The following is an 11,515-nucleotide window of genomic DNA, read 5'->3' on the forward strand; positions in this document are numbered from 1 at the left end:
CGCGCGCCAGGCTATCGCTCACCGACCGACGAGACCGGTCCGCTCGAGCCGCGTGCCGAGCGTCGCGAGCCGGTCCACCGGCTCGGCGCTGAAGACGAAGCGCACATAGCGCTCGGCCACGCCCGCGCCCCACCCGGCCATCCCCGTCGCCGCCACGCCCGCGGAGAGCATCGCCGAGGAAGCCTCGGCCGGCGAGACGCCCAGCGCCGCCACGTCCACGAGCATCGACCAGCCGCCGGCGGGCCGCACCAGCGGCCAGCCCGGCAATGCGTCGAAGATCGCGTCGCGCCGGCGCTGCAGCTCGGCCGTCACGAGCGCCACATGCTCCTGCGGCCCGCGCAGCACCGCTTCGGCCGCGCGCCGCGAGACGGAGACGTTCCCGGTCGTGTTGTAGGTGTGCACCCACCCCGCGTCGCTCACGAGTGACGCGGGCCCGGCGACCCACCCCACCCGCCACCCGATCATCCGGTACGCCTTGGACATCGAGCCCACGATCACCGTGCGCTCTTCCATCCCGGGCACGTCCAGCGGCCCGACCGGCGCCCGGCCGTCGAACAGGAGCGCCTCCATCGCCGCGTCATAGACCAGAAACAGGTCATGGCGCTGACAAACGTTTGCCACGAACGTCCAGTCGTCGGCGTCGAGCACGCAGCCCGACGGCATCGACGGGCTCATCAGCAGCAGCGCGACGGTCCGGTCGCTCACCGCGCCCGCCAGCGCGAGCCGGTCGAGTCGCCATTCCCCGTCGACGACCGACAGCGGCGCGAAGACCGGCACGCCGCCCGCCAATCGCACCCGGTTGACGAGCCCCGCGTAGATCGGATCGGTGAGCACGACCTCGTCGCCGGGGTCGAGCGTCGCCAGCAGCACGTCGAGCACACCCTCGGTGCCGCCGCACGTGACCACGATCTCGGACTCGGGGTCATACACCCGCCCGTGGCGCGAGGCGATGTGGTCGGAGATCGCCGCTCGCAGCCCGAGGTCGCCGGTGAACGGCAGCCACGAGTTCGAGACCGGGTCATCCAGAGCGGTGCGGGTGACCGCGACCGCCTCAGGCGGGAGGCCGAGGTCGGTGTCGAGGTTCTCCAGCCGCAGCACGTCACCGTCCAGCACCGCCGCCGCGACGCGATCGATGCCGAAGCCGGCGATGCCGTCCATCCGCGCTGCACGCTTCATCGGGCGAACCTCCCGGGAGTCAGGATCAACAGGGTTCCCGAGGCCGGTCCGTCGAGGGCCTCGTAGAGATGGGGCACCGCCCCGGAGTAGGTCGCGTAGTCGCCGGGGCCCAGTTCGACGGGCGAGCCGACCGGCCCCACCCGCACCCGCCCGCTCACCACGTGCAGCCGTTCCTCGACCCCGAACGGGTGCGGCTGCGCGTGCCGCGCCTCACCCGCATGGAAGCGGATGGCGTAGAGCTCGGCCAGCAGCCCCGGCCGCTCGATGCGCTCGAGCAGGTCGGCGTCGATCGCCGCGCCCTCGACGTGCAGCCCCGCGCCCGCCCGCACGACCGCCACGGCCTCGGGCGCCGAGCGCTCCACCAGCAGATCCGACAACGCCACGCCGAGCGCGTCCGCCAGCGCGTAGAGCGTGTCGATCGTGGGGTTGCCCTCACCGCGCTCGAGCGCCGCGATCGTGTTGCGCGCCACGCCGGAACGGCGCGAGAGCTCGAGTACCGACATGTCGCCCCGCAACGCAGCCAAGTTCACGACTGCGCATCATAATGAGCAACTGCTGCTACTTCAAGGACGCAATCCGCCAGGAGTCGTTGACGCGCACGAGCTGCAGCGTGTCCCGCGACGGCTTCTCGCCCCGCGCCGAGGACTGGACGTCCGCCGTGGCGGCGTCGCCGGACACGGTGATCGCGCCGATCGTCAGCTTCGGCGCGGACACCGAACCGAGGCCCTGCTTCAAAGCCGCCTCGCACGGGAGCCCCGCCGACTCGACCTCTGAGACCAGCTTCGGGGCGAGCAGGTCGTCGCACAGGCGCTGGTAGTCCTTCGCCGCCGTCGCCTTCCCGAAGGCCTCCACGACGTCATGGACCTTGTCGGTATCGGACGGTCCTTGACCGCACCCGGCGAACGCCCCGGAAATGGCCAAGACAGCGACGATCGGGCGGCGCACGGGGCGGAGCATAGAATGGCTCGCCATGTCTACGGCAGGACCGATCCGCTCGTGGCTGCGTTGCTATCGCTGCTGGTCACAGGACCTCGAAGTGCAGGTGCACTACGAGGGCATCCATCGCATCGACCCGGACACCGGCAAGCGCGCCGACGTCGTGGACGAGCTGCAGGAGGCCGTCGTCCAGTGCCTGGACTGCATGCACGACCAGCCGCACCTGATCTTCCACAACGATCGCATCGAGCCGGTGGAGGACCGCTGGGAGCGCATGGTCGTGGGAACGCCCTGGGTCGCGTCCTGCACGGTGACCGTCGACGCCGAGTCGGTGGAGACGTGCTCCGGCCCCGAGGCCGCAGACGCGCTCGCCTACGCCGCCTTCGGTGACCACGGCACGCGCGAGTTCTTCACCCACGTGCGCTTCCACAAGCACGAGGAGGAGCAGATCGTCGTCCATCTGCTCGTCGAGCTGTACGCGCGCAGCGGCGAAGAGGCGACCGGCGTCCTCGAGGAAGCCGCCCGCGGCGAGCTGACGATCACGTCACTGGCCGAGGAGTCCCGCCCGCCCGCCTCCACCGGCGGCGGCGACCACCCGCATTAGTGCCCATCGCTTGACGGCAACGTGGGTGCGCGTCACGCTGCGTGACGAACTCCGCCAGAGGGGGAATCCATGGGATCTCCGCGCCACGTCCTCGTCGTCGCCAACCGCACGGCCGCGACCCCCGACTTGTTGGATGCCGTGAAGCGGTACGCGCGTGATCAGCCGTCGACGTTTGCGTTGCTGGTCCCTGACGCGCCGAAGGGCGAGAACACCGACTGGACGCTTGAAGTCGCGTTGCCGCTTCTCGAGCGTGCGTCGGGCGGCCCCGTGCAGGGCCTGACGGGCACGAGCGGCGATCCGTTCGACGCGATTCGCGACGTGCTTGCGACCGGTGCCTACGACCAGGTGATCGTCTCGACGTTGCCGCGCCGCATATCGAAGTGGCTGCGCCGTGACCTGCCCACGCGCGTCGCGGCGCTGGGTGTTCCCGTGGACGTCGTGACCCCTGGAGGCGGCACGGGTATGCGGGACCTGTTCTCCGATTCGGAGAAGGCCGGGCTTCCGCCGGTGGGGATGGGCGGTCTCTGACTGGCGTGCATGCGTGCGCGTGCCCGCACGTGACCCGAAAGGCCGCACGTTCTGCCCTGGACCGACGCGCCGCAAGTCGGTTAGTGTCGCCACGTGAGCACTGAGCAACAGCACGCTGAGCAGCTCACCGAGACCGCCGCGCCCGCGGCGGCGGTCTCCGAAGCGGCGGGCCCGCTCCCCATCCCGCAGCGCATGCTCGCGCTGCAGCAGAAGGTCGGCAACGCCGCGTTCGGGCGCATGGTCGCGCGCTGGGCGCAGAGCAACGGACGCACGCTCGCCCGCGACGAGATCCCCACCGAGGCGGAGATCAAGGAGGCCGACGACTGGGCGGCCGAGGGCGTGCGCCGCGGCACGGACCTCACGCCTGGCGCCGGTGGCGCCGGGCTCAACAACGCCCCCGGCGGCTTCGACGCCACCTACGACCCCGCAGCGGGCGAGCTGACGATCATCATGCGCTGCGGCGTCGAGTTCGTCGACGGCATCTCGGCCGCCGGGGTCGCTCGCCCCGGCCTGGAGAAGGCGCTCGCCGACGCCAACGCCCTACCGACCGAGATCGAGCGCCAGACCCGCCTCGCCGCCTTCCGCTGGCCCGCGGGCGACACCGCGCCCGAGAAGACCCAGTTCATGACCGACGTCGAGACGACGATCGAGCCCTTCTGGAGCGGCCAGCACGAGTTCTTCCTGCGCAAGAAGGGCTGGAGCTGGCTCGGTTCCACGGTCAAGGTCGACATCCAGGTCGCCGCCAAGTCCGCGATGCCCACCTCCCACATGACGATCAAGCCGGTCAAGATTCCCGCGGACGTCAGCCTCGGCGCCAACGTCGAGCCCGGCGCCCAGACCAACGCCCGCGACCAGGTCATGAACGTCACGAGCAACACCGGCGCATCCGGCAGCTTCCTCAACCACAAGGTCACCTTCGGCGTCAACCAGGACGCGGTGGTCGGCGGGCAGGCGACGAAGCTGCAAAAGGTGATCGACACGTTCAAGGGCGCCGAGACGAGCCCGGGCGTCGCCGACGCGCGCTCGATCCAGACGCCCGTCGTCCTCACCGGCCGCGCCTCCGCGACCGGCGATCCGGCGGCCAACCAGGCACTGTCCGAGCGCCGCGCCGCGCACGTCGCCGACTTCATGCGCGACCACGGGTTCGTCAACGTGACGACGCGCGTGTCCGACTCGGGCGTCGGCGACACCACCGCCACCGGCGGCGAAGTCGAGAACGATCGCCGCGTGGACATCGTGATCGGCAGCGGCGGGACCCAGAACACGCTGCAGCACGAGTTCGGGCACGCGTTCGGCCTCGGCGACGAATACGCGTCCACGCCGCTCGTCTCCCCCGGCCAGACGCCCGCCCAGGGCACGCCGGCGATGGGCGACACCGCCACCCACGACAACCTGGTCAAGAACATGGTCGACTCGGGCGGTGTGCCGCTCAAGGGCGCCGTGTGCGAGCCGACCGACTCGATCATGTCCGTCGGCAACGTCGTGCGCCCGCAGCACTACTCGACCTTCCACGCCGCGCTGGAGCAGATCACGGCGCAGAGCCCGTGGGCGCTCGGCACCCATACCGCCAAGAACGACCCCTTGCCAGGCTCGGCCGGCGCCGCCTCCTCAGGCCCCGGGGACTTCCCCGCGCCGACGCCCGGCGACCCCGTCGCCGTGTGAGATGGCTCGCCCTCGCGATCTTGATCCTGGCCGGATGCGGAGCCTCGACGCCCGTGGCTGAGCCGAGCCCGACCGGCCTGTTGCTGGCCTACGAGGCGGGCAACCACCTGCACCATTACGGCGGCCGCGTGTTCGCCGACGGCCGCTACGAGCTCCACAGCACCGCGGGCGAGGACAAGCCGCAGTGGAAGGCCTACGAGCCGTTCACGCCGGAGCAGATCGCCACGATCCGAGGCGCGATCGAGGCCACCGCCGACCTCCCCGATCACATCGCGGGCTCGGACCCGCCGCCGCCCGACGCGGCGAACGCGAGGTTCACGCTCGGCGGCCGCACGATCGAGGTCGACGAGTGGCCGAAGGCCGCCCCGCGCCTGGAAGCGCTGCTCACCACGATCGCCCAGCTGCGCAAGAAGCCGCCGGTGCCCAGCACGTGGCGGCTGTGGAGCGACGGCAAGGTCGTGGAGCTCCAAGCGCGGTGCGAGATCGGTGAGGTCGAGGCGCTGCGCGCGATCAGCGACGCGCTGTTCATGAACAGCGGCACCGATGAGGCGCCCGCGGGCGACGATCCGCCGCAAGGCACGCCGCTGGTCTCCGTGAGCTTCGGTGAGGAGCGCCTGGAGGTCTTCGCCGACGGCAAGCGGGTCGACCGCGCCGGTGGTAAGGAGACCGAGCAGAAGCTCGGCGCGGACCGCGTGAACGCGATCCGCGCCGCCTTGGCGGAGACCGACTGGGCGAAGCTGCCTAGCCGGCTTTGTTAGTCCGCGCCTTCTCCGTGTTCCCGAAGGTGTCGATCGACCAGTAGCGGACGGTCTTCCCGCGGCGCACCTTCATGGCCCGCTTGTAGGGACGCGCCTTCGCCTTGCCGACCTTGACCATCGTCACCGCGACGCCCGAGGCGTCGGTCGCCTTCAGCGTCAGGCGGCCACGGCGGAACTTCGCGACGGTCCGCGGCGCCTTCGCGTCCGCCGCGCGACTCGGTGACGGCGACGTGCTCTTGGATCCGTCGGCGGTGACCTCGACCGGGCCGTCGTAGACGCGCGCCTGGCCCCGCTTGCCGTCGCCGGTGATCGGCGTGACCTGCAGGCTGCCTTCGCCTTCGCTGTGTACGACGACCGGCTGGTTGGTGATGAACGTCAGGCGGCCGGCGTCGTGCATGACCTCGATCAGGCCCGCACGCTCGGCCTCGTCGACCGTCATCCGCGCCGGGGCCTGCGCGGCGTGCGCCTTCACGCTCGCCGCCCCCGCGCTGGCGAGCTTCGACAGCCACAGCGAGCGCTCGTCCTCCTTGCCGGTCTTGACGAACTCGCTCGCGTCGATCGAGCACGGCTGGCGCTTGAGCGTGTTGCCGTCGACGATCGGGTCGGCACCGGTGGCCACGAAGGGCGTCACGGCGTCCTGGAGCTTGGCGTCCTCCATCTCGCCCATGTGCGGGATCCCGCAGAAGTTGTAGGTCGGGACGTCGTCGCCCAGCTGATCGTCGCCGGCCTTGGCCGACTGGCGCTGGGAGAACAGCGGCACGGTGCCGTCGCCGTTGATCCACGAGTACTGCACCGCCTTGCTGTCGGAGTAGGCGCGGACGTGGCCGAGCGTGCCGAGCCCGGAGCCGATGAACGTGCGCCAATCGACCCCGTTCTTGCGGCTGAAGCCGTCGATGTGCGCCGCGTGATTGTTCGCCACGTCGGCCGCGATCCCCGCGTTGCCCTTGAAGGCGCGGATCGCGTCGACCACCCCCGTCACGCTCTTGACGGACTGGTCGTCGACCTCGAGCCAGTTGCGCAGCAGGGGCGGCGCGCCATCGAACCAGGCCTGCGGCGGGATCAGGTAGTACAGCCCCGTCAGGTTGTGCGTGAACGCTCCGAAGATCTCGGGCTTGGTGGTGCTGTCGATCGGGCCGCCCGCGGGGGACTCGTAGCCGTAGGCCAGCGCGAACCAGGCCTTCGGCGCGCCCCACCACGGGGACCCGAAGTTCGCCACCCGCGTGATCTTGCGCGCCCGCTGCGGGTCGTCGATGTACCAGCGCGTCAGCAGCCCGCCGTAGGAATGCGAGACGATCGCCACGCGCTGCACGCCGTGCCGCGCCCGGATCGCGTCGATGAAGCGATCCAGGACCGCGATCGACTGGTCCGGCCCCTTGCGGAAGTCCCAGCCGAACTCGTAGGCGCGCCCGGGGGCGATCCGCTGCAGCCACGCCCAGGACTTGCCGTGGATGTTCGCCCAGTCCTTGAGGCCGGCGATGTTCTGGATCACGTGGCCGTTCGGCGCGGCGGTCCGCGCGCACTCGCTCGTCCCGGCCGGCGACTTGCCGTCATCGGCCAGCGACATCTGGATCCAGCGGTCGCTGTTGAAGAGCGCCTGCGGCCACATGTTGCCCGTCCCGAACTGGCTCGTGCAGTCGATCTGCGACGCGCCGAACCCGGGCACGAGGATCACGGGGGTCTGGCCGCACAGTTCGGGCTGGGTCGCCTGCAGCCCGCACACCTCGGCGCTCGCCCCGCCGCCGAAGATCATGTCCTCGGCGGCGCGCTCGACGGCGTGGGGCGCCTGGTTCCAGTCGACCCACTTGCCGGCGCCGTGCGAGTAGCGGATCTTCGCGTCCTGGTTGTCGGAGCTGTCGGTCAGCAGGCCGTCGTGCGACGGGCCGCCGGCGCGGTAGATCGTCTTGTGCTCGGCGACCATCGCGACCGCCGAGTCGGCGGGCACCAGCGTGTCCGCCTCGGAGCCGATCACGGACCAGTCGGTGCCGCCCGCGCCCTGCGGGTTGGAGGCCAGGCCCTTCACCGTGTCGCTGCCAGGCGCCAGCTCCGCGCAGACCGCCCGGCTGCCGCAGGCGGCGGCCAGCGCCGCCGAGCCCCCGTTGGGCGCACCCAGCGCGACGACGTCCTCGACCATCAGCTTCGGCTGCTGCGCCAGCGCCGAGCGCACGACGAGCCCGCCGCCGCCGTGGGCGACGATGTCGACCGGCTGCTTCTGCGACGTGTAGGCCTGGTTGATCCAGGCGGCGAGCTTGGCGCCGAGCTGCGCGATCGAGTCGCCCCGCGCCGCCCCGACGACCTCGCTGCATCCGTCCGAGCCCGCGTAGAGCCCGAGGCCGATCAGCTGCCCCGTGAAGCCCACCTTCTGGCCGGCCACCGTCGTCGTGTATTCGCCGAAGTGCTCCTGCATGTCGTCGAACGGCGCGCAGCTCGGATCCGCCTGCTCAGGGCCGGGCACGAACAGGATCGGCTTGTTGAAGTCATCCGTCCGGTCCGCGTGGGCGGCGGAGGGAACGGTGACGAGCGCCGCCAGCGAGGCGAGCGCGACGGCGGCAAGGCGCCTCATCGACGGCCTCCCTTCTGCTTGATCTTCAGCGGCTTCGCCTTGCGCTTGGCCACGTTGTCCTTGCGCGTGGCCTTGACCTTCAGGCGGGAGGCCTTGCCGACCGCGCCGTCGATCCGCAGCGCGCGCAGCGCGACGCGGACCGTGGTGTCGCGGCCGACGCCGGGCACCTTGATCGCCTTGCGCGCGGACGCGGGAGCGAACGACAGCTTGCGCCCGTCGGACGTCGTCACCGACGCCGTGTAGCCGTTCGCGCCGGGCACGGCGGCCCAGCGGACCAGCACGTTGCTGCCGGCGCGACGGGCGCGCAGGAGCCGCGGGCGGCCGGGCAGGCGGTCCTTCGGAGCGACGTAGGTCGCGACGACCTTCTCGTCGCGCGGGCGGCCGTCCTGCGTGATGACGGCGACGATCTCGCGCTTGCCCGCGGGGCCGTGGCCGGGCGTGAACTTCAGCTGGCCGCAGGCCATCTTGATCTCGGAGTCGATGCCGCCCGGCTCGGCCTTGCAGCGGCCCGGCTTGGCGTCGCCGAGTACCTGGGTCGTGCGCTCGCCGCGCTCGACGAACTGGATCTTCTGGCCCGGGTTCGTCCCGTACGCGTAGCCCAGCGTGCGCTTGTAGCCGGTGCCGCCGACCCCGGCGCCGAGCGTCGGCTCGGGCTCGGCGTAGGCGCGGTCGACCTCGGTGATCTGGGACGAGTCGGCGTGCGGCTCGATCTTCCACTCGCCCGCGGCCGGGTTGGTGACCATGATCGACGTCGTGTTGTCGTCGGGGTTGGTGGCGATCAGGTGCGAGCCCTTCACGAACCCACCGCCCTCGTAGTCGTCCATCGCGATGCGGCGGCCGTCGGGGCCGACGAGGTCGACCTTCGGCGGCGCGTCCTTGCCGTGCATGCGCACCGTGAAGGCGGGCATGTCGGCCGGGACCAGGACGAGCGTCGGGGCGCCACCGGCCTGCGACGGGCGCGCCAGCACCCACTTGCCGATCGAGCACGACGCGAGCATCAGGTCGAGGTCCTTGCGCGACCACGTGTAGCCCGCGCCGCCCTTGACCTTGATCGGGACCATCTCGACGTGCATGCGCCAGGGCGCGTACCACTTCCAGTTGTCGTTCTTGACCAGCATCGGGACCCGCACGATCGAGACGCTGATGCAGCCGGCGGCGCCGACGGTCGAGAAGACCGCGTCGCCCTCGGCGCACGCGACGCTGTCGACGCAGACCTCGACGTGACCCTGGACGTTGAACGTGGACGGCGACTTGGTCTGGATCCAGCCGTCGACGTTGCCGTTGATGTTGGCCGGCCCGAAGTCGATCCCGGCCTCGAAGCCGAAGTCGATCATCCCCGTGCCCCAGTACTGGAAGTAGGCGGAGGCGACCTGCTTGTCGAACAGCCGCAGGCGGCCGTCGGCGCGGATGAACCACGGCTGGTCGCCGTAGGCGTCGGAGTAGTGCATGTCGCCGTCGAGGCGGACGAGCGAGACGCCATTGACCGACGGGCCGAGCGAGATCCCCGCTCCGCCCTTGACCTGGAAGGGCGGCGGCTCGAGGCAGACGCCGAGGCGCACGCTCTGCAGGAAGACGCCGGGCGCGAGCGGGACGGCGGTGCCGAGGTTGTCGACGTAGGCGCCGGCGTGGCTGAGGCGCCCGCCGCGCAGCCCGCCCCAGAGGCCGAGCTCGGTCTTGGCCTCGGTCGGCAGCACGATCGCGATCGCGCCGTCCCACCGGTCCTCTTGATTGTCCGAGCGGCACTCGATGTACGGCTGCGGCTTGCCGCCGCCGATGCTCGGCGCGGTGCAGGGCGCGACGGCGGACGAGCCCGCCGCGGCGAAGCTCAGGCAGACGCTCTTGACTCCGAGCTTGCCGATGTAGGCGTTGGTGACCTGGATCTTGAGGCCGTCGAGGTGGACGCCCTCGGCGTCGATGTTGATCGAGACGTCACCGGTGACGCCGCCGGAGCCCTCGCTGGGGCCGGCCTTGAAGACCTCGGGCAGCGCGACGTGCAGGGCGAAGACGGTCTTGTAGGCGCCGCCCTCGTTCTGGGGACGACGTAGGCGCAGGGCCGCGTAGCCCTCGACCTTCATGCCGAAGAGCTTCTGGCCGGCGCCCGAGAGGTCGATCTTCTTGAACTCCTTCTCCTCGCCCGCTTTGCCGTCGGGCAGGTCCCAGCTGAAGCCGCCGTCGTAGAGCTTGATGCCGGCGATCTCGAGCTTGACGTTCGTGATCGCCAGCGAGCCGCCCGGCTTCTCCGGCGTCGGGCCGGTGAGGACGATCTTCTGGCCGTCCAGGACGGGCAGCGTGAGGCCGTTGAGCTTGATGTTCTGCGTGGACTCCCAGACGGGTGCGGCGCCGGTGCCGGTGTTGGCCAGGCACTTGCCGAGCGCCTCGATGACGCCGAAGCGCACCTCGGTGTCGCAGACGAGGACGGTGAACGTGCGCTTGGCGGGTGAGTCGTCGGTGTTGCCTGCCGGGTCGGTGGCGCGGACCTCGACCGTGTGCTGGCCGCCGTCGAGGCTCGGCAGCTTCCACGTGGCGTCGCACGGCGCCCACGGGACCGTGTCGACCTTCTCCTTGGTGACGTTGTCCAGGCGGCACTCGAAGGTGCTGCCGGGCTCGGAGGAGGTCGTGACGATCTCCGGCGTGCGGATCGTGATCTTCGAGCCCTCGTCGGGAGCGTTCGTGAAGGTCGTCTCCGGCTTGTCGGCGTCGAGCGTGAACGCGCGCTCGGCGGGCGTCGAGTCGACCTTGCCGTCTGGGCTCTTGGCGCGGACCTTGAGGGTGTAGGCGCCGCTTTGGAGCTTGGGCGCGGTGAACGGCGTCGAGCAGCCGGTGTAGGTGGGGACGCTCGAGTTGGCGCCGTCGATCCGGCACTCGAACGTCGCGCCGGACGCCGCCGTGGAGAACGTGAAGCTCGGCGTCGGGTCGTTGGTCAGGCCGTCGGGACCGGCGTCGATCGCGGTGTCGATCGCGCTCGTGTCGACCGTGAAGGTCCGGCTCGGCGGGTTCGTCTCGACGTTGCCCGCTTGGTCGGTCGCGCGGACGGTGAACGTGTAGTCGCCGTCGGTGAGCTGCACCGTCATCGGCGAGCTGCACGGCTTGAAGTCCGGGCTCGTGGGCTCGACCTTGCAGTCGAAGCGCGCGCCGGGCTCGCCGGTGAACGTGAAGGTCGGCGTCGCGTCGGTCGTGGTGCCCGAAGGCCCACCGGTCACCGACGTGCCGTCGGCGAGCGCGGTGCCCGTCCCGAACAGCGCCATGGCCGCAACGGTCGTGGCGACCAGGCGGCGGATGCGTCCCTGCATC

The 11,515-nt window shown here is 71.0% G+C and carries 9 protein-coding genes; 4 read left to right on the forward strand and 5 right to left on the reverse strand.

Translation table 11 applies throughout. The annotated features are described in order from the left end of the window. Window positions 1-18: 18 nt before the first annotated feature. From OM076_RS16065 to OM076_RS16075, 3 genes are read right to left on the reverse strand one after another with little or no spacing between them, the layout of a single operon-like run. The gene (locus OM076_RS16065) at window positions 19-1,176 is read right to left on the reverse strand and encodes a pyridoxal phosphate-dependent aminotransferase (RefSeq protein ID WP_270041018.1); all 1,158 of its coding nucleotides are present in this window, start codon (window positions 1,174-1,176) and stop codon (window positions 19-21) included. After that, window positions 1,173-1,706 carry a helix-turn-helix domain-containing protein gene (locus tag OM076_RS16070; protein ID WP_270041019.1) on the reverse strand — a complete coding sequence of 178 codons (534 nt, stop codon included), beginning with the start codon at window positions 1,704-1,706 and terminating at the stop codon, window positions 1,173-1,175. The genes OM076_RS16065 and OM076_RS16070 overlap by 4 nt, the downstream gene beginning before the upstream one ends. A gap of 28 nt (window positions 1,707-1,734) precedes the next feature. Further along, a complete protein-coding gene (locus OM076_RS16075; RefSeq protein WP_270041020.1) occupies window positions 1,735-2,097 on the reverse strand; it encodes a nuclear transport factor 2 family protein in 363 nt (120 codons plus the stop codon). Window positions 2,098-2,146: 49 nt separating this feature from the next. On the opposite strand from OM076_RS16075, the gene OM076_RS16080 reads away from it, so the two are divergent. The 4 genes from OM076_RS16080 to OM076_RS16095 all read left to right on the forward strand — a co-directional run bounded on the left by OM076_RS16080 (window position 2,147) and on the right by OM076_RS16095 (window position 5,664). Further along, window positions 2,147-2,716 carry a hypothetical protein gene (locus tag OM076_RS16080; RefSeq protein ID WP_270041021.1) on the forward strand — a complete coding sequence of 190 codons (570 nt, stop codon included), beginning with the start codon at window positions 2,147-2,149 and terminating at the stop codon, window positions 2,714-2,716. A gap of 129 nt (window positions 2,717-2,845) precedes the next feature. Continuing rightward, the gene (locus OM076_RS16085; protein ID WP_270041022.1) at window positions 2,846-3,244 is read left to right on the forward strand and encodes a hypothetical protein; all 399 of its coding nucleotides are present in this window, start codon (window positions 2,846-2,848) and stop codon (window positions 3,242-3,244) included. 93 nt (window positions 3,245-3,337) lie between these two features. After that, window positions 3,338-4,906, forward strand: coding sequence for an OmpA family protein (locus OM076_RS16090; RefSeq protein WP_270041023.1), 1,569 nt, complete (start codon window positions 3,338-3,340; stop codon window positions 4,904-4,906). Window positions 4,907-4,959: 53 nt separating this feature from the next. After that, entirely contained in the window at window positions 4,960-5,664 is a 705-nt protein-coding gene (locus tag OM076_RS16095; protein ID WP_270041024.1) for a hypothetical protein, read from the forward strand. Here OM076_RS16095 and OM076_RS16100 read toward each other — a convergent pair. Both OM076_RS16100 and OM076_RS16105 read right to left on the reverse strand, forming a co-directional pair. Beyond that, window positions 5,648-8,224, reverse strand: a complete 2,577-nt coding sequence (locus OM076_RS16100; protein WP_270041025.1) for a lipase family alpha/beta hydrolase — start codon at window positions 8,222-8,224, stop codon at window positions 5,648-5,650. The genes OM076_RS16095 and OM076_RS16100 overlap by 17 nt on opposite strands. Further along, window positions 8,221-11,514 (reverse strand): Ig-like domain-containing protein, encoded by a 3,294-nt coding sequence (locus OM076_RS16105; protein ID WP_270041026.1) that lies wholly within the window; start codon window positions 11,512-11,514, stop codon window positions 8,221-8,223. The genes OM076_RS16100 and OM076_RS16105 overlap by 4 nt, the downstream gene beginning before the upstream one ends. Between the last annotated feature and the right edge of the window lies 1 nt (window position 11,515).

The organism is Solirubrobacter ginsenosidimutans (assembly GCF_027587205.1).